We start from the raw sequence: 18,744 nt of genomic DNA, 5'->3' as shown, positions 1-18,744 counted from the left end.
ACAGCGACGCGACATGGAGAAGACGGGCCGTGTCGACGAAGACCTCTACCTCGAATTCAATGCTGCATACGGCTACAACAGCGCGACCCCCATGTCCTGGCTGCTGGCAAGACTGAAGTCTCTCGCCCACAGGCTCGCCATAGGGCAATCATTGTCGCTCTACGACCCTACTTCAGGAGCGCAGCAGACCGTCGAGTCGATGGAGCAGTTCAATCGCTGGATGGACAGGCACTTCCCTGGCACATGGAGCTGATAGAGCGCCTCCTGCTCAGAAGCAGCGGGCGCTCATGCAGTCGACGCAGGTGGCCGACAATCCGATGCGGTCCATTCCCACCTGCCTACCGAACTCCCCTCCAGTCTTGGAGACATGATGGAGACGGCGTCAGGGAGCCCCCTGTGTCAGGGAAGTTGTCGCCTCGGCTGAACAGCCGGGATGACCACGCCCTGGGGGCGAGAGCAGACAGGACGCAGTCACATCGTCCGCACTCCCCATGACTCCGCCGAAGGGCTCTGGGTCATCATCGCCGCGAGCTCCAGGGGATGGCTCACAACCCTCCTCGGGCGACGAAGGGCCTCGGCATCGACCCGGCGCGGTGGGTGGAATGGCAGGCCGGGGTGACACCCCGCCAGGGGCCGTCCCCGGGCCGCTTACTCCGCGCATCGCTCGCCCTGGCGTCGAGTCCAAGGAACGGCTCGGACGCTACCGATGGGTCGTGGAGCGCACCCTCGCCTGGAAGAACCAGCTCCGCAGGCTTCGGGTCCGCGACGAGCGCAGGGACGATGTCCACTTCGGCTTCCTCGTCCTCGGCTGCTGCGTCATGCTCCTACGCAGGCTCTACCCTGACATTTTTTAGGTGCTGTAAAACTGAGGATGAATCCGGCCTTCACCCCTCAACGACGAGATCAACAACCCCGCCTCCTTCAGAATCTCCTCACCATCCTTCATCTCAAAACATAACCAGAAACCAACCCCTCGCCATCCGGCCCAACAAGAGCCTCGACCGTGACACTGTGATCTCGCCCATGAACCTTGAATCCAGTCCTTTGGCCGGGTGGAGATCAACGGGCGGGCTGTCGCTGTTGCTCCGGGTATGCAGGGTCGCACGAGAAGCCAGGGGTTGAAGTTGAAGCAGGCGGGGGCGTCATCGCCGCCAACATATTCGCCTCCCGCAGCCACTGCGACAACGGCGGCTGCAACGCGCCCACATGGCAGGCCAACGCTGCGGCTCACCGCGCCGAGGGCCCACCATCCGCTTCACCCTCTGGGACTTGAATCCATCCGTGTACGGCACGGCTTCGTGCCTGCTCTCGCGCCCAGGGCATGATCATCCCGGCCGCTCTGCCGGGGCGACAACTTCCCTGCCACAGGGGGAGGAGGCCCCTGGACCACCCGACTTCGACGCCGCTTGCGTTTGCATGGAGCGCCATCCCAGCAGTGCGTGCCAATGCGGAAGGGACCAGCAGCCTGCACCGCCCGGCACGCGCTCTTCACGCGAAGTGCGGGCCCATCTTGGCCTGGAAGAAATGTCGTGTTATCCTTCTAATGCCCAAAAAGCCGACAACGCCAGGAGACCCATGCGAGCTGCAATCATCGTCGGGTAGATGGCGGTCGGCGTCGCGCGCTGCACATGCAGCGAGCGTCAACATGCCCAGCCTCCCTGCATCGACTTCAAGATTGGCGACAACACCTTCGCCTACGCCGTAGCCGCCGGCACCGTGGTGGCCCAAGGGCAATGAAACGAGCCATGCCAGGTGGATTGTCCCGCGCGCTCTCGACGGGGGCCTCCGCTTACGCCCACCCTCTCTGTCGATGTCGACGTACTGGACCGATTGGAATCATTCGTCGTTCTTCAATCCGAAGCCATACATCAGGCTGCGCAAACAAAACTTTTTGTCGCGAGCAGCAAAGCGGTCCTGGGCCAAGACCATGGCCCCGGCCGCGCCATGGGCTCATCCCCATCAACCCCCAGGAGCACCCCACGTGAAACGCCCCCACCCGAACTCCATTGCCGTCGCCACCACGTTGTTGCTCTCCGCGGGCACTGCCTCCGCGGCGAGCCGCGTCGACCTGCATGCGCAAGATGTCGGTGCGCTCCGCCAGCAACGCGCGGCCCTCTCAAGCACGGGTGGCGCGGACCGGACGCAGGACCGCCATGCACAGGTCCTCGGCCTGGATGCGGAGTCGCGCCTGAGTTTGATCCGCAGCGTGAGCGACCACGGGGTGCGCAACCACCGCTACCAGCAGACCTTCCGGGGCCTGCCCATCTTCGGCGAGCACGTGATCGTCAACGAGGACGCCAGCGGCGAACTCCGCGCGCTGTTTGGCCGCAAGGTCACCGGGCTGGAGAGGGAAATCTCGGGCGACGCTCCCCGGCTCACCGCCGCGCAGGCGTTGGACATCGCCAAGGGCGCCAGCCTGGGCAACCGCGTCGGCGTCATGCGCATCACCGACGAGAAGGCCCCGTTGATGATCTTCATCGACGACGACGGCCGCGCCCACAAGGGCTACGTCGTCAGCTACTTCGCTGACACCTTCTTCGGCGGCGCGCCCACCCGGCCGATGGTGATCGTCGACGCGGAGGATGGCCGCGTGCTCAAGCAGTGGGAGAACCTGCAGCACGTGCTGGTCGGCACCGGCCCTGGCGGCAATCTCAAGACGGGCGCGTACGATTACGGGACGCACTACGGCTATCTGGACGTCGCCCAGTCGGGGACCACGTGCACGATGACCAATGCGAACGTCAAGACCGTGGATCTCAACGGCGGCACGTCCGGCGCCACGGCGTTCTCCTACGCGTGCCCGCGCAACACGGTGAGGAACATCAACGGCGCCTACTCGCCGCTCAACGACGCGCACTACTTTGGCAGCGTCATCTTCAACATGTACCAGGCGTACATCGCCAGGGCTCCGCTGACCTTCCAGTTGACCATGCGCGTGCACTACTCCAGTCGCTATGAGAACGCGTTCTGGAACGGCTCGGCGATGACGTTCGGCGATGGGGCCACGACGTTCTACCCGCTGGTCAGTCTGGACGTCGCCTCGCATGAGGTGTCGCACGGGTTCACCGAGCAGAACTCGGGGTTGGTGTATTCCGGCCAGTCTGGCGGCATCAACGAGGCCTACTCCGACATCGCGGGCGAAGCGGCGGAGTACTACATGCGCGGCAGCAACGACTTCCTGGTCGGCGCCGACATCTTCAAGAGCAGCGGCGCGCTGCGCTACATGGCCAATCCGCCGCAGGACGGAGTGTCCATTGACCATGCCTCGGGATACTACAACGGCCTGGACGTGCACTACTCGTCGGGCGTGTACAACAAGGCCTTCTACCTGCTGGCCACCAAGGCGGGCTGGAACACGCAGAGGGCGTTCCAGGTCTTCGCCCGCGCCAACGACCTGTACTGGAGCCCGAGCACGGACTTCAACCAGGGCGCGTGCGGTGTGCAGGCGGCGGCACAGGACTACGGATACACCGTCTCCGACGTGTCCTCGGCCTTCGCGGCGGTCGGGGTCGACTGTGGCGGCGTGGTGGAGTTGTTCCGGCGGACGGATGCCAGCGGCAAGCTCACCATCGCCGTATTCGAGCGCTATTCGCCGACGAGCGCCAGTCACAACACCAACTTCGCGGTGAGCGTGCCTGGTGACTTCGTGGTGGTGGGCGGCGGCGCGGAGGGCAAGGTGAGCCCGGAGGGCAACCTGCTGACGGCCTCCTATCCGGATTCCGGGCTGACCTCATGGCTGGTCTCCACCAAGGACCACGTCCAGTCCGATCCCGTCCGGGTGCGCGGCTGGGCCATTGGGCTGAAGGTCGCGGGTCTGACCGCGGCGCAACTGCGCAGCCATCTGAGCGTCACCACGGCGACGAGCGCCACCGTCAACCATCCGGATGTCACCGCGACCGTCCCGGCGGGCTACGTGCTGGCAGGCGGCGGCATCCGGGTGAACTGGAGCGGCGCGGGCAACCTCGCGACTGGCTCCGCACCGTCTGGCAACAGCGCCTGGCGCGTGCGCTCGAAGGATCTTGAAACCCACTCGCCCGCGTCCGCGCAGGCGTATGCGATTGGCATTCGCAGTTCGATCCCGGGCGTCGGCACGATTGGCAACGTCGTCAACGGCGGCACTTCGGCGGTGGCCTCGCATCCGAGCTACACTGCGGCCCTGGGCACGGCCTATGCGCTCACCGGTTGCGGTGCATTCGTGAACTGGAGCGGCGACGGTAGCCTGCTGTGGAGGATCAAGCCGGTCAACTCGGGATGCTCGGTCGCGTCGAAGGACCACATCGCGGTTTCGCCGGCATCCATCACCGGTTACGCGGTGGGCCTGCAAGTGTTCTAGGCGTTATCCCTGACTAACGCAGCCAGAGAAGCATGGAGGCGACGTGCAGGACGGCGAGGTAGCTGCTCGCCGTCTTGCCGTACCGGGTGGCGGCGGCGCGAAAGCACTTGAGGTCATGGAAGAAGCACTCCACCGGGTAGCGAAGCCGATAGTGAAGTTGCCCCGGTTCCGCAGAGCGTTCCGCGCTTTCGCCCTCAAGCGGCAGCGCGGTGATTCTGGGAGGAGCCCGGTTCCGTGGACCCGCCCGCGCAGCCCCTTGGGTCCTCTCCCCCAGGCCGCCCCTCACTTCAGATGCGCGCGCCAGCAGTCCGGGCGTGGTGCCCACGGAGGGCTGGCGCGCCGATATATCAGCCTGATATATCGGCCTGGAGGAGATCGCCATGCCGAGGGAGAGCACCTGTCGGTTCGCCATCCTGGGGATGCTGTGCCGGGAGCCGATGAGCGGATACGACCTGCGAAGCACCATCGAGCGCTCCGTGGGGCACTTCTGGCAGGAGAGCTACGGCAACCTGTACCCGACGCTGGAGCGGATGGCGGAGGAGCGCCTCGTTGAACTCGAACCGGAGGAGCCCTCGCGGGGCGGACGGATCCGGAAGGTGTACCGGGTGACGGCGGCGGGACGGACGGCGCTCGCGGAGTGGTTGAGGCGGCCGGTGCCCCCCCACGTCGAGCGCAACGAGCTGCTGCTCAAGCTCTTCTTCGGGGCCCAGGTGGGGCCCGCGGACTCCCTGGCCCAGGTGGAGCGCAGCCGCGCCGAAGCGGAGGGACTGCTGGCGGCGCTGCGCCTCATTGACGAGAGCGTCCGCCATTCCAAGGGAGACGACCCGGAGCTGCCCTACTGGCATCTGTCCATTCGCGCGGGGCTGCTCGGGCTGGAGGCGCACCTGCGCTGGTGTGACGAGGCGCGTGAGGCCCTCCAGCGGATGGAACGGACAACGGATTCGACGAAGAAGAGGAGAACGCGATGAGCGGTCATCCGGATGAGGGAGCGCGGCGGCTGCCCATGTTCATGCCGTGGCTCGCCCTGGGCGTGGGGAGCGGATTGTTGCTGTTGCTGAACACGGAGTGGGCCGTGCTGCCCGGCTGGTGGATGGGCGCCCTGTTCCTCTTCTTCTCCCGGCGGCAGCGCCCCGTGGTGGGCTTCGTGGGGCTCCTGGTGGCCAACACCGTCGCCGCCGGCGTGGCGAACCTGGGGGTGTTCCCGGGCTCCGGCGCGAGCGCCTTTGGCATGGCCCTGGGGGGCGCCATGGTCGTCGCGGGGGGATACCTGGCGGATCGGCTCATCGTGGGGCCCCGGGGCTCCTTCGCGGGGACGCTCTTCCTGCCGGCGTTGATGACCGGCGTGGAGTACTTCAGCAGCCTGGGCAACCCGTTCGGCACCTGGGGCGTGCTGGCCTACACCCAGGCCCGGGTGCCGGTGCTGGTGCAGCTCGTGTCGGTGACGGGGTTGTGGGGCCTGACGTTCGTCCTGGTGTGGTTCGCCACCGTGGCCAACTGGGCGCTCGAACACCGCGAGGCGGGGCGCCGCGTCCTGACCGGGGTGGCGGTGTACGCGGCGGTGGTGGTGGCCATCCTCGGCTTCGGCGCGCTGCGGCTCGCGGGGGCGGACAGCGTGGGGAGGCCCGTCCAGGTGGCGGGCATCACCGTGGCGGGGGAGCTGGCCACGGGCCGCGAGGCGGGGCTGTCCCGGCTCATGAAAGGCGACGTCTTTGGCGATGAGGACTGGCGCGCCTTCGCCGAGGCCTCGCGCGGGGTGAACGAGGAGCTGTTGCGCCTGTCGGAGCGGGAGGCCGCGAGCGGGGCGAAGCTCCTCCTCTGGTCCGAGGGGAACGCGGTGGTGCTGGCCAGGGAGCTGGAGGCGCTCATCGCGAAGGGAAGCGCGCTGGCACGCGAGCACGGCGTGTGGCTCGGCATGTCGGTGGCGAGCCTCACGCCCGAGGCGCAGCGGATGCTGCGCAACGAGCTCATCCTCGTGGGGCCGGACGGCGCGGTGGCGTGGCGTTACGTGAAGTCCCGGCCGGTGCCGGGCTGGGAGGCGGAGCACTCCGTCCCGGGCAGCACGGAGCCGGCGGTGGGCATGGCCTCCGGCGTGGGAGTCCTGGGAGGCGCCATCTGCTTCGACGGAGACTTCCCGGGGGTGTTCGCCAGCGCCTCGGAGCGAGGGATGGAGCTGCTCCTGCTGCCGTCGAGCGATTGGAAGGGCATCAGCCCGCTGCACACGCGGCAGGCGGTGTTCCGCGCGGTGGAGCAGGGCTTCAGCATGGTGCGGCAGGTCAACCAGGGGCTCTCCGTGGCGGTGGACGGCTACGGGCGCGTGTATGGCGAGCTGGACCACTTCACGGCGGAGGAGCGGGTGCTGCGCGCGGAGCTGCCGGTGGGGCGGGTGCCCACGCTCTACGCGCGCATCGGGGACGCGGTGGGTGTGCTCTCCGGGCTGGTCGCGCTGGGATGGATGCTCCAGGCCTCCGTCCGCGGGCTCCTCGCGCGACGGCGAAGCACCGCCACGCAGCCCACAGGCCCGACAGCCCAGACTCCTGCCGCGCCCTGAAGTCAGGCGGAATGCCGCAAGGCGCAAGCACGAACCCGGGCCTGGATGAACGACGGGGCCGGGCAGCAGCGCCGTCGCGTCGACGAGCGTCCCTACCGACTCCCGCCGCGTGGCGCCTGAAGCAGGCCGCGACCTGCGGCGCTCCCCTCTTGATCAGGGGACCCGGAATGGCAGCGATTGCGCGCCTGGAGCGGACCGGGCAGCGGCAATCGCTGCCTCCACGAGCGGGGCGCCATGTCCGAAGCGGTGGGCTCGCGAAGGAAGAACCCCCTACAGCGGTCGTAGAACCGGTTCAATCTCTCATCCGGATTCGGTTGCCCACTGGACAAGCAACCAGACACCCGGGCTGCTTGCTGATGCGCTGCGTTGGGCAATCCCGCGCGAGGGATGCGCGGTATCGCTTTTCATTGCATCCTTCCTGCATTTTTCCGGAGCTGGCATTTACCGAAACTTTCCGGGATATCCTTGGATAATCGAAGACGGGGGAGGACTCCCGCAGTTCCCTAGGAGATTCCGTGAAGATTGCCGAGCGCGCGCTCAACGCTGTTCCTTCCAGCTCCCAAACCCAGACGACTGCGAAGTCGGGGCAGGAAGCGGAGCTCCAATTCCTACAAAGCCTCCAGCAGCTGACCGCCACGCAGGCGGTGGCGGCGCCCACCGCGGCGGCTCCCGCGACGGACGTGGCCCGCACGGGCTACGTCACGGCGCAGGCGGCCCCCACACCCAAGGGCCCGCTGCTGCCTGACAGCCGTCCCAGCCCGTCCGCCCTCACCGCCAACGTGGATGAGGCCTACAAGCAGATCGGCCGCGTTCCCACGAGCAGTGAGCGCAAGGAGATGGTCAAGCTCGCGGAGGAGCTGGCCGGCAAGGGCAAGAACGCGACGGAGATCAAGTACGCCGTCATCGAGAAGCTCCGCGCCATCCAGGCCGGCACCGCCGTGAAGCCTGGCGCATCCGAGCTGCGCAACCTGGCGGGCGAGACCTTCAAGACCATCTTCGGCCGGGCCCCCGGTGAAGCCGAGCTCACCCGGTGGGCGGCGGAGGCCCAGAAGCTGGCGGACAACGGCATGGACGCCATCTCCATCAAGTTCAACCTCCCCTCCATGATGCGCGAGGTGCGCGACGGCCTGGACAAGACGGACACCGCCACCCTGCGCAGCCTGGCGAAGGAGACCTTCAAGTCCGTCTTCGGTCGCGACCCCAACGCCAGCGAGCTGTCCCGCTGGGAGGGCGAGGCCAGGAAGCTGGTGGACGGGCAGAAGATGAACGCCACCGGCGTGATGACCACGCTGCCGTCCATGATGCGCGAGGTGCGCGACGGCCTGGACAAGACGGACACCGCCACCCTGCGCAGCCTGGCGAAGGACGCCTTCAAGACCACCTTCGGTCGCGACCCCACCGGCAGCGAGCTGTCCCGCTGGGAGGGCGAGGCCAGGAAGCTGGTGGACGGGCAGAAGATGAACGCCACCGGCGTGATGACCACGCTGCCATCCATGATGCGCGACGTGCGCGACGGCCTGGACAAGACGGACACCGCCACCCTGCGCAACCTGGCGAAGGACGCCTTCAAGACCACCTTCGGCCGCGACCCCACCGGCGGCGAACTGGAGACCTGGACCCAGAAGGCCCGGAAGATGGTGGACGACGACAAGATGAACGCCGTCGGCGTGAAGAACACCCTGCCGTCCATGATGCGCGAGGCCCGTGACGGCCTGGACAGGACGGACCGCGCCACGCTGACCCGCGTGCTCATCGAGGCCTACCGCGAGGTCCTGGGGCCCAACTCCCGCCCCCCCAGCGACGTGGAGATCAACGCCTGGCTGAAGAAGGCCGACGAGATGGTGAAGGACAAGCAGAGCGCCACCGCCATCAAGTACGCCTTCATCACCGGCCTGCGCATCGCCCTGGACAACCAGTAGTTTCGCGGGGATGGCGCCAGCCCCGCCACCGGGACTCGCGCCGCGCGTCCCGCCCTGCTGGAATTCACCGGGCAGGCACAACTTCTGCTCGGGACGGCGGGATACTCCGGGTTGAGAAATCCAGCGCCTCCCCAGGCGCCCATCCCCCGAGGGGAAAACATGGCTGGCATCACCTCCACCGGCAGCAGCCCGCGCGTCCTCCAGAGCACCACCAACGCTCCCGGCCTGAGCGAGGCGGAGCTGGCGAAGAACATCAAGCTCATCGAGTCGACCGCCAACGAGGCGCTGTCGCTCATCGATGCGCAGCTCAAGCAGGCCGCTACGCAGCCGGCCTCCACGAAGACCGCGGACGGCAGCGCCTTCGTGACCAGCCAGGCGCCTTCGTCCGAGGCCCAGCAGGCCGCGACGAACGGGGCCTTCCCCTCGGAGGCGCCGAAGTGGGAGGCGCAGATGCGCCCCGCGGACAAGCTCAAGGTGGACAGCAACGGCGTCATCACCACGCCGGGCGGCTACAAGATCGAGCAGCTGGGCACGCAGGAGTGGAAGATCTCCGGCCCGGACGGCAAGAGCACCCGCATCTGGGGCGACCCGCACGTCGACGAGAGCGACGGCGGCAAGTTCGACTTCAAGCGCGACACCACCTTCGTGCTGGGTGACGGCACGCAGATCCACGTGGGCTGCGTGCCGTACGGCAACGGCATGACCGTGACGGGCCAGCTCGACGTCACCTGCGGCGATGACCACGTGCAGGTCACCGGCATCGACAAGGGCAAGGGCAAGGTGGGCCCCATCACGAAGGACGGCTGGGAGACCTCCGCGGACTTCACCACCAAGAACTTTGATGACCGCCTGAACATGGGCGACTCCACGGCCTCCTGGTCCTACGTGGGCCGCGAGGTGACCGGCAACGACGGCACCGTGGACAAGTTCAAGACCGGCGACTTCATGACGCTGGGCGAGAAGGCCATCTCCAACTCGGACGGCAAGACGAGCTCGGCCACGTTCAACAAGGCGACCTTCGACACGACGCGCGACAACGCGCTGAGCAAGGCCACCGAGGCGGTCACCAAGACCTTCAACGCCCTGGGCAACACCCAGGCCCTGGGCTTCAACCCGTTCACGGGCAACGACGACCTGGACAAGTACAACAAGGACGAGCACCGCGAGGGCATCCAGAAGTCCTTCGACAGCGTGAAGAACATGTTCGGCGCGCTCGACGACGTCGGCCGCTTGAATGATATTGTCAAGCGCAACCTGTTCGTCTGACCGTAACCCGCTGTGTTCGGGGGGCGCTCGCACCCGGCCCCCGGCGTGAGGTGTCCGTGAGCAGCAAGGCCGCAAGCAGCAAGGCCGTGAGCAACAAGGCCGAGTCCCCCACGGACGGGCCGAAGGACGCGCCGCCGCTGGCGGAGAAGCTCATCCGGGGAGAGGTGACGCTCGGCCAGTTCCTCGGGCTGTCGAACGAGCGGCTCTACAAGTACGCCGCCACGGGCCACCAGATGCTCCAGGTCGGCCGCACGAAGGTCGCGTTGCAGATCTTCGAAGGCCTGGTGGCCGCCGCGCCACACGACACGGTGTTCCGCGCGCAGCTGGGCGCCGTCTACATGACGATGGACCGGGTGGACGACGCCTTCGGCGCGTACGACCAGGCCCTGCGCTTCAACAGCTCCAACGTGGACGCGCTGGTGGGCCGCGGCGAAATCCTCCTGCGGCGCGGCAAGGTGCCGGAAGGGCTGAAGGACCTGGGCAAGGCCATCGAGTACGACCCCGGCCTGCGCCGCAAGGCCACGCAGCGGGCCCGAGGGACGCTGCTCGCCCTCAAGAAGCAGGCGGAGCAGGCGAAGGCGAAGCCCGCCGCGAAGAAGTAGGGCCCTTTCAAGGATGGGAGACTCCCGGCGGGGCCGCCGCGAGGCAGTCACCGGTGAGCGTCCAGGACGGAGTTGCGTCCAGCCATCGCGGCGTCGCGAGCAGCTGTCCGAGTGCGGCACCAGGGGCCGGGCGGAAGCCTTGGGAAGAAACGGTCGCGTGCGCGTACCTACGGGTGAACGGCGATTCCACCCCGGGTTTTCCCCATGGCGCGTCCCAAGAGCCCCCTCGTCTGGATCCTCATCGCGGTCGGAGGCGCTTCGGCGCTGTGCTGCACGGGCACCCTGGGGCTCCTGGCCCTGGGGCTGATCGCGGGGGATGACACCGTGCCCGGGACGGCTCCCAGCGCCGAGGCCCGGACCCACGCCGGGCGCAAGGGCGAGCCGGGCGGCTTCGCGTTCGACGCGCCCCAGGGCTGGAAGACCCTGCCGGACGGGCGCTTCATCATCGCGTATCCCAACAAGTACGGCGACCCGCTGGGTGTGGAGGCCCTGCGGCTGCCGAGCGTTCCGGGGCTCGACGACGGTGAGGGCAAGGTCGTGCGGCTGTGGCGCGAGCGCGTGGGCGCGGACTGGAACGGCGTGCCGCCCCACCCCAGGGTGATGCGACGCTTCATGGCCAACGGCGCCCGCGCCTTCTTCGCGACGGAGGTGGTGAAGCACAAGGGGAACGGCCGGTCCTTCCTCATCAGCCTGTACCTGGTGGAGGCGGATGATCGCTTCGAGCCGCTCGTCTTCATCCAGAGCTTCGCGAGCACCGGCTACGGCGAGGACTTGAGCGCCTCGTTTTCGTGGGACACGTCGTACGCCAAGGTGGAGGAGGCCCTGAAGGGCGTGCGCGGAAGCCCCGTGGGCCTGCCGCTGGTGGACGACGCGGAGGTGGTGGGCCGCTTCCAATACTCCAGCAACAGCGCCACCCAGTACGTCAACACCTTCACCGGTGCCACCACCATGAGCACGGTCAGCTACGGCATCGACTTCACCTTCGGGAAGGACCACACGTTCCAGTACAAGTTCGTGGGCGCTTCCGGCCAGGTGGGCGCGATGAACTTCGGGGCGGATGACGACCAGGGCGCCTGGAGCGTGAAGCATGACGTGCTGACGGTCACCGGGGCGAAGCGGACGCGCCGCTACCTGCTCATCGGCGCCGCGCGGACGCCAGAGGGACGGCGCGCCCTCTACATGCTGCCCGAGCACCCCAGCTGGTCGCTCGCCCCTGGCTCGGTCGCCCAGCACGGCGAGCTGTACGTCAGCATGGACTGAGCACCCGTTCGCGCCCCACACTCAGAGGGCTGGTCTCCTTGCAGGGCCCTGCAAGGAGGTTTCATGGGAGACGACGGACATCTCGCACCGCCTTGTCCGTGACGCCCTTACCGGCATCAGCAAGGACTACAAGGCGATCTGCGATGGCGCGAAGCCGGAAGGACACAAGATTCCGGACGCGAAGCTGGACAAGAAGAAACTCGAAAATCTCTCCGAGCACCTGATGAACCAGATCATCGAATGGGGCCAGATTGAAGCAGGCGCGTCACTCGACAAGCACGCGAACAGACTTCACTCCCAGATCGAAAATGAGTCCAGCTCATTCTAGAGTCCGCCCAAGGACTTGATGTGAAATACTATCTACTCAAGACGCTTGCCCAGACCCGGCCAGAGTTCTGCGTCCTCCTCAAGTTCCCCGAGGACATGGGCCTCAAGAGCTGGAAGCTGGGTGATGGCGTCGAGCTCCATGCGGGCGAGTATCCCCAAGACGCGAAGATTTTCATGTCGGATGAAGAGCCCGGCATCGAGTTCCCGGACCTCGTCCCCAATACCGTACGCCTGCTCATCGTCAGCAAGCGACTGAAGGACGGGATGGAGGAGGTCAACCGCGGGCCCGTGCAATACCTGCCGCTCTCCATCTACAATCACAAGAAGCGACTGGCCTCAACCGACTACTTCGTCGTCAACCCGCTGGGAACCGTGGATGTGCTCGACACCTCCGCCTCCAAGATCGAATACCTGGACGGGAAGGTCGTGGGGATCACGAAGTACGTCCTGGATCCGAAGAAGATTGCTCAAGCGCCGGACCTCTTCCGCATCAAGGAGGCCCCGGAGTCCTATGTCGTGAGCGAGCGCGTCCTGGATGCGTGGCGGAAGATCACCCCGAAGCCCACGAACATCACGTTCTTCATCCTGGACGTCCCCGCCACCTGACCTCCCGAGGTGGCCCCATGCGCCCCACGTTCGCACCGCTCGCTGGAAAGAACGCCGCAGTGGCACTCGAGGAACTGCTCCCGCAGGTCCTCCTGGCGCCACCGCGACAGCAGGACTCCTTGAGGGTTTCGACCCGGTACCGGCGGCTCGGCATCGCGGGACTGCTGGGTACGGCGGATCCAAGCACCTTCTTTCCAAACCTCTTCAAGAGCGGACGTGCATTCCTGCACTTCCTCCAGAGCGCACCTGACTCGGAGAAGGTGACGTCCAGGTCCGAGCCCTTCTTTGATGCGATCGCATGTCGTGATGACGCTGGCGCAGCGGAGCTGGCGAAGCACTCTCGGAGGACGCTCGCGACGGGCAAGGAGTACGAGGAGGACTTCTTCTACATCCGCTTCCTCATGGACCGGTTCTTCGTGGCAGCCACGGAAGGTTCGGCCCGGCAGTGGCTGGACGCGTGGGCCGCACTGGCTCCGGATGACTTCCGCCTCGCGGTCTGCACGGCGCTGGACCGCCGCGACCCGCTCGCATTCGAGAGCGCCCTTGCGACAGCCATCGCGGAACTCCTGGCTCGCACCCGGGCCTTGCAGGCCCGGAACGCCTTGAGCGCCGACGACGCGGCGACGTTCGCGCACGTGTCCACGGAGGTCCTGGCCTGGCTGGAACTCGCGGAGCGCGTGGGGCTGCCCGTGGAGCGTGATTCTCCGCTGGCCCCCCCGCCTGGCGAGGCCGTTCCAGGGGATGCAACTCCCCTCCCCTGACTCCTGGAAGACCGTCGAATCAGCGCGGGCGTTCGAGAAGCCACCGGTGCGCCCATCAGGGAGGAGATCTCCTCCCTCGGACTGGTGACCGCCGTCGGGGATGACGTCATCTCCTCAGCCGCGGCGTTGCGCGCGGGCATCGTCCGGGTCCGGCCCATCGAGGGGCCCGGTGTCTACGGCGACGAAGAAGAGGCTCCGCTCATGGGCTCACCGGTGTGGCCCTTGACCGAGGGATTCATCCAGACCGCCGCCTGGATCCGGCTCGCCCAGGTCGCGGTGGAGGACGTCATCCGGTTTGGCCAGCTTCCGCCAGCCGGAGACGGATTCTGGGGCGAGACAGGCCTCGTGTGGGCCCTTCCGGAGCTCGGAGAGCAGCGTTTCGGCTGGCCCGGGCCTGAGACCGCCTTGGCGCTCCAGCGCTCGTGCGGGGACCTGCTTCGCAAGCTCACGGGGCTCCCGCGAGGCGCGGTGGCCGACGAGTTCATCCTGGGGGGGGCATGCGGCCACGGCGCTTGGACTCCAGCGCGCGTCGCGACTCCTGTCGGAGCGTCGGTGCGCCCGCGTGCTCCTCATCGCGGTGGATTCCTGGCTCGATGCCATCAGCCTCCAATGGCTGTCCGATGAACGCCGGCTGCATTCGGAAGAGCTTCCAACCGGGCTCCGGCCAGGTGAGGCCGCCGCATGTCTCCTGGTGGAGGAGGAGTCGACCGCCCTGCGAAGGAACGCGACCGTGGCCGCGCGACTCGTGGGAGTCGAAGTGGCCAGACCCTCCACGGTGATTGATCCCGATGATGCAATACGTTGGCGGACCGGCGCGGTCCCGGAGATGGCGGGCCACCTCGACGCCACGGTCCGCTCCGCCGTCGGACGCATGACGACAGGTGGGACGTTCTCTGGCGACCTGGTGGTCGATTTGAATGGCGAGTCGTGGCGAGCCAACGCGTGGGGACACGCGCGAGTGCGACTGGCACCCGTCCTGGAGTCGGTTCGCGAGGTGGTTCCGGCGACGTCGCTCGGGGATGTGGGGGCCGCGAGCGGAGCACTCGGCGTCTGCATCGCGGCAAGGTCGTGGGCGCGTGGCCATGCCCTGACCCGTCACGCCCTGGTCTGCAGCACGTCCGACAGTGGCGTCGTGGGGACGATCGCCCTGAGCGCGCCAGGGCGCTGAACGGGGCAGGCCTCCTGTCGGAAGCCATCACCTGGCCACCCCACTCCGCTGTGTTCGGGGGCGCTTGCACCAAGCCCCCCCGGCGGGCGCCTCCGGCCAGGCGGGCGCGATGAACTTCGGGTCGGATGACGACCAGGGCACCTGGAGCGCGAAGCACGACGTGTTGGCGGTCACCGGGGCGAAGCGGACGCGCCGCTACCTGCCCATCGGCGCCGCGCGAACGCCGGAAGGACGGCGCGCCCTCATCCCTGCGGCTGTCGTTTGAGCCGCACTCCTCGGCCCCCATCACACGGCCTGCAACGCGCGACCTCGACATCCACGAGACTGAACCACTCGACGAAGCTCGGTTCATCGACAGGGTGAAACAAGCCAGTTGCTTGCCTGGCGGGCGACCGTGGACCGCCGATGAGAAGACCCCGTGACGGTGTGAACTTCCACCTGAGTGTTTCACAACCCAGGATGGCCGGTTTCTTCTCGCGACGTGAAAAACCCAGCCTGTTTCAGCGCGGGACTCCTCACACACTCAGCGAGCGGTTAATGTTCACAACGCCGATGCTCGGCACCGCGGGGCCGGCGCGTTTGGGGAACGCCGGACCGCCGCGGCTCAACACGAAAGGTGAACATGCACATGATGAACTGGATTCGAGGGGGCGTGGCTCTGGGGCTGGGGCTCGTGCTGGCGGGATGTGGCGGTCCCGAGTCGCAGGAGGCCGATGCGCCGGAGCTGGGCGCGGTGCAGCAGGGCATCAACAAGGTCACCAACAGTGGCTTCGAGGCGGCGCCGTCAGGCTCCTACAACTACACGGTCCTCACCTCGAGCGCGACGACGCTGACCAACTGGACCGTGGGCGGCAGCATCAAGGTGATGCACAGCACGTACAAGACGCCGAACAGCGGGACCAAGTCCGTTGACCTGAACGGCTACGGCGCGGGCAGCATCGAGCAGACCATCGCCACCGTTCCGGGCAATGGCTACACGGTGCGCTTCTACGTGGCACTCCCCCCCAGTTGCACGGGAACGCGCAACGCGACGCTCACCTACGGCCCGTCCACGGCGAGCGTCTCCAACTCCCTGCCGGGTTGGACCCTGCGCACGTACGTCTTCACCGCGACGACCTCCAGCACGCTCATCAAGCTGCAGAGCACGTCCACCGGCTCAAGCTGCGGTCTGGCCATCGACGACCTCACCGTCGACGGTCCGTGATTCACCCGTGAAGACACGGGTCTGAACGCTGCGTGGCCCCGGGAGCAGTCCGCTCCCGGGGCTTGAACGGTCAGCGCATCGGTGACACCCCTCCTCTCGGCCATGACAAAGCCAGGAAGGGCCATCCTCTCCGGCACTTGGAACGCCAAGGCCTGCGTCAAGAATCGACAGACGCGTGTCACGGAGAGCAGGTAGACTCCAGGCCGCCGTCCCCACAGCGGGCGAGCTTCGGCTCCCGCTTCATGTTCTTCGGGACCGCGCTCGACCGACGGGACATGTCACTGGGAGGTGTACATGAGCGCCTGGCTCCTTCGGACCACCTGCTGTCTTGGATTGCTGACCGCCGCGCTGCTTGGGACACCCGCCCATGCCGTCGACATGCGCGGGGCTGTCTGTGGGTGGGGGGATGCCACATGCAACCAATGCGTCCCCGACGTGGTCTTCGCGATCAACGGCCTGCGCGACCACGGGGATGTCATGGGCTTCTTTCCCCTCGGCGACCCGGTAACGCGACTCAACCACTGGCAGGGCGTGCAACGCCTGCCCTTTGGCAGTGGCCGCCACCTTGCCATCTCACAGTCCGGCACCGACAAGGCTTTCTCTGTCGTGGAGATGGGCCCGCGTCATCTTCTATGACATGGCCGACCCCGCCCAGCCCGTCCTGCTGCCCACCAGCCGCATCGCCATGACGGAGGACGCGGGCACCGCCTCGGTGGCCCGGCTCGCAGATGGGCGCTTCCTGCTCATCATCGGCCGCGAGCACGCCAACGACCTGGAGGTCTACCTCTCGACGACGGCGGACCTGCGCGCCTCCATGAATGCCTTCACCCTCGTGGACACCTGGAACGAGTCGGAGTTGCGCACCGCCATCAGCGACCGCGAGTTCGCCAACTACCAGAACCTCAACCTCGTCACCCAGTGCGACGGCTCACTCTTCCTGGTGGGCACGCACCTGGACTTGGGCACCGGAAGGGATTGGGTGGACGCGCACCGCGTGACGGCCGAGGGCGACAACCTCGTGCTCACCAAGGCCGCCAGGCGCCACTTGTATTGCGGCTACCCCTCGCCCGGCCATGACACCAGCGCCAACCGCCATTGCAACCTGGACGCAGCCGGCGGCGTCTATGTGGACCCCCACGGCCAGCTCATCGTCTACGGTACCGAGCACGACAACGACGGGCCCGGCGGCACGGTGAAGATGATGGAGTTCCGCCCCACCTTCCCCAACCCCGGCTGCGACAGCGACCTCCAGAAGGCCTTCGTCGAACTCTATGACGACTCGGACTTCACCGACCGCGGACTGATGATTGACTACCCGGACACGGGCAAGGAGAACCACGCCAACTTCTCCTCCATCGAGGGCTTCGGGGACAAGGTCTCGGCCCTCCGCTACTGCATCCCGTTCGGCTGGCGATACCGGCTCTACGAGCACTCCAACTACGGGGGCGGCTACAAGCAGTTTGGCGGCCGGGGCTCGGTGAACCTCCACACCCTGGGCTTTGGCGACAAGGGCTCCTCGGGGCGCTTCATCTACGTGGGCAACTGACGCCCTCCGCCGAGTGCCCCGCTTCAGGGCGCGGGAATGAACCGCAGCTCCCCGGGGCGCGGGGCCCCTCCCAGGTGCTTCAGCCAGGCCCCGTACTCCGAATCATACGAGGCGCGTTGGAGGTAGACGTCTCCGAAAGCCCCCGACGTGGGCGAGGCGCGCAGCCACAGGTCCAACGTGCCGTTGTCTCCCATCCTCGCCACGCCGACGGCGCCCGGTGACGGCGCGCCCGGCAGCGGAGGCAGGGGTTCGACCCCATCCTCGGGCCGGGCCTGGAGGTTCTGGATCTTCTCGCGCACCGAGCCCAGCAGCCATGTGTCCATGTCCGGCAAGGCGCGCAGTCGAGGCTCCTGCGCGTCCAGCCGTCCACTCAGCACGGGAAGCACCTGGGTGCGGAGGGTCTCCACGGCGCGTGCATCCCAGCCCAGGTAGCGGGTGCTGCCCTGGAGCGCCAGTTGCAACCGGCCCAGCTCCTCCATGGACGCGAGGGCTTGGGGCCGGGCCAGCCAGGTTTCATAGAACGCGCGGAGGAACCACTCCTGGTCGTGCCGGATGAGCGGAACCTCCTTGCTCCACTCCCACGAAGGGACGAGCCCGACCTCCGCGATCTTCCAGGTCCGGAAGCCTCCCCGGTCGTCGAGGAACTTCGAGAACTCCGCCCAGCGGGCTTCGACCTCGGGCCGGGACTCGATGAACTCGCGGCAGCGGCGCATGTCCTCCGCGGAGGCGCGCGGCTCCTGCGCCACCAAGTCGCACGCCTTGTCCCGCGCCCCACCCTCGACCTCGGCACGGAGCGCGGCCCGCGCCGCAAGGGTCTGCTGCTCGCGGTGGCGCGCCGTGGACCACTCGCCCCCCATCAGCGCCAGCGCGCCCGCGCCCGCGCACACCACGAGCACCACCAGCGGCAGCCCCATGCCCAGCGGCACCGCGTCCCAGGGACGGTCCGACAGGAAGCGCCGCCAGCCGACCCAGAGCGTGACGAGGGTGGGGAGGACCGCCAGGGCGAAGGCCAGCAGGTTCATCGCCTGATGGAGCGGCGTGGCGTTGTGGCGGTACGCCTCGCTGCTGAAGGCCAGGGTGAAGAAGGCGCCCACCATCAGCGCCACGCCCAGGGCCAGCTCCGCCAGCAGACACACTCCCGCGAACACAGCACCCATCGGATGTTCCCCTCGAATCACGGCCTGGGCCCCCATGCGCCTGGCCA

Annotated in this window: 16 protein-coding genes and 1 pseudogene; 16 read left to right on the top strand and 1 reads right to left on the bottom strand. The window is 67.4% G+C overall.

What is annotated here, in order from left to right; translation table 11 throughout:
* Nucleotides 1-13: 13 nt before the first annotated feature.
* From OV207_RS22795 to OV207_RS22720, 16 genes and pseudogenes are all read left to right on the top strand, one after another.
* Nucleotides 14-253 carry a hypothetical protein gene (locus OV207_RS22795; protein WP_267557202.1) on the top strand — a complete coding sequence of 80 codons (240 nt, stop codon included), beginning with the start codon at nt 14-16 and terminating at the stop codon, nt 251-253.
* A gap of 394 nt (nt 254-647) precedes the next feature.
* A pseudogene (locus OV207_RS22790) lies at nt 648-854 on the top strand (transposase); the annotation flags it as partial.
* Nucleotides 855-1,981: 1,127 nt separating this feature from the next.
* A complete protein-coding gene (locus OV207_RS37680) occupies nt 1,982-4,333 on the top strand; it encodes a M4 family metallopeptidase (protein WP_324291555.1) in 2,352 nt (783 codons plus the stop codon).
* 380 nt (nt 4,334-4,713) lie between these two features.
* On the top strand, nt 4,714-5,301 hold the full coding sequence (locus OV207_RS22780; protein WP_267557201.1) for a PadR family transcriptional regulator: 588 nt from the start codon (nt 4,714-4,716) through the stop codon (nt 5,299-5,301).
* The gene (locus OV207_RS22775; RefSeq protein ID WP_267557200.1) at nt 5,298-6,881 is read left to right on the top strand and encodes a nitrilase-related carbon-nitrogen hydrolase; all 1,584 of its coding nucleotides are present in this window, start codon (nt 5,298-5,300) and stop codon (nt 6,879-6,881) included. The genes OV207_RS22780 and OV207_RS22775 overlap by 4 nt, the downstream gene beginning before the upstream one ends.
* A gap of 515 nt (nt 6,882-7,396) precedes the next feature.
* Nucleotides 7,397-8,800 (top strand): hypothetical protein, encoded by a 1,404-nt coding sequence (locus OV207_RS22770; RefSeq protein ID WP_267557199.1) that lies wholly within the window; start codon nt 7,397-7,399, stop codon nt 8,798-8,800.
* 159 nt (nt 8,801-8,959) lie between these two features.
* Complete coding sequence (locus OV207_RS22765) at nt 8,960-10,066, top strand: DUF1521 domain-containing protein (RefSeq protein ID WP_193428178.1); 1,107 nt, start codon at nt 8,960-8,962, stop codon at nt 10,064-10,066.
* Between the two features lie 56 nt (nt 10,067-10,122).
* Nucleotides 10,123-10,668, top strand: coding sequence for a BTAD domain-containing putative transcriptional regulator (locus tag OV207_RS22760; RefSeq protein ID WP_267557198.1), 546 nt, complete (start codon nt 10,123-10,125; stop codon nt 10,666-10,668).
* Nucleotides 10,669-10,872: 204 nt separating this feature from the next.
* The gene (locus tag OV207_RS22755; protein WP_267557197.1) at nt 10,873-11,928 is read left to right on the top strand and encodes a hypothetical protein; all 1,056 of its coding nucleotides are present in this window, start codon (nt 10,873-10,875) and stop codon (nt 11,926-11,928) included.
* A 348-nt stretch (nt 11,929-12,276) separates the two neighbouring features.
* Nucleotides 12,277-12,861, top strand: a complete 585-nt coding sequence (locus OV207_RS22750) for an imm11 family protein (protein ID WP_267557196.1) — start codon at nt 12,277-12,279, stop codon at nt 12,859-12,861.
* Between the two features lie 119 nt (nt 12,862-12,980).
* The gene (locus OV207_RS22745) at nt 12,981-13,622 is read left to right on the top strand and encodes an Imm49 family immunity protein (protein WP_267557195.1); all 642 of its coding nucleotides are present in this window, start codon (nt 12,981-12,983) and stop codon (nt 13,620-13,622) included.
* A gap of 562 nt (nt 13,623-14,184) precedes the next feature.
* Entirely contained in the window at nt 14,185-14,790 is a 606-nt protein-coding gene (locus tag OV207_RS22740; protein ID WP_267557194.1) for a hypothetical protein, read from the top strand.
* Nucleotides 14,791-14,854: 64 nt separating this feature from the next.
* Nucleotides 14,855-15,055 carry a hypothetical protein gene (locus OV207_RS22735; RefSeq protein WP_267557193.1) on the top strand — a complete coding sequence of 67 codons (201 nt, stop codon included), beginning with the start codon at nt 14,855-14,857 and terminating at the stop codon, nt 15,053-15,055.
* A 387-nt stretch (nt 15,056-15,442) separates the two neighbouring features.
* Nucleotides 15,443-15,994, top strand: coding sequence for a DUF642 domain-containing protein (locus OV207_RS22730; protein ID WP_193428183.1), 552 nt, complete (start codon nt 15,443-15,445; stop codon nt 15,992-15,994).
* Between the two features lie 294 nt (nt 15,995-16,288).
* Nucleotides 16,289-16,630, top strand: coding sequence for a hypothetical protein (locus tag OV207_RS22725; RefSeq protein ID WP_267557192.1), 342 nt, complete (start codon nt 16,289-16,291; stop codon nt 16,628-16,630).
* Nucleotide 16,631: 1 nt separating this feature from the next.
* Nucleotides 16,632-17,540: a hypothetical protein gene (locus tag OV207_RS22720; RefSeq protein ID WP_267557191.1), complete on the top strand. Its 909-nt coding sequence runs from the start codon at nt 16,632-16,634 to the stop codon at nt 17,538-17,540.
* A gap of 23 nt (nt 17,541-17,563) precedes the next feature.
* Here the strand turns inward: OV207_RS22720 and OV207_RS22715 are convergent, their stop codons facing one another.
* A complete protein-coding gene (locus OV207_RS22715; RefSeq protein WP_267557190.1) occupies nt 17,564-18,697 on the bottom strand; it encodes a hypothetical protein in 1,134 nt (377 codons plus the stop codon).
* Nucleotides 18,698-18,744 lie beyond the last annotated feature (47 nt).

Source organism: Corallococcus sp. BB11-1 (assembly GCF_026626625.1).
Taxonomy (GTDB): Bacteria; Myxococcota; Myxococcia; order Myxococcales; family Myxococcaceae; genus Corallococcus; species Corallococcus soli.
This window is presented reverse-complemented; position numbering and strand designations above follow the sequence as displayed.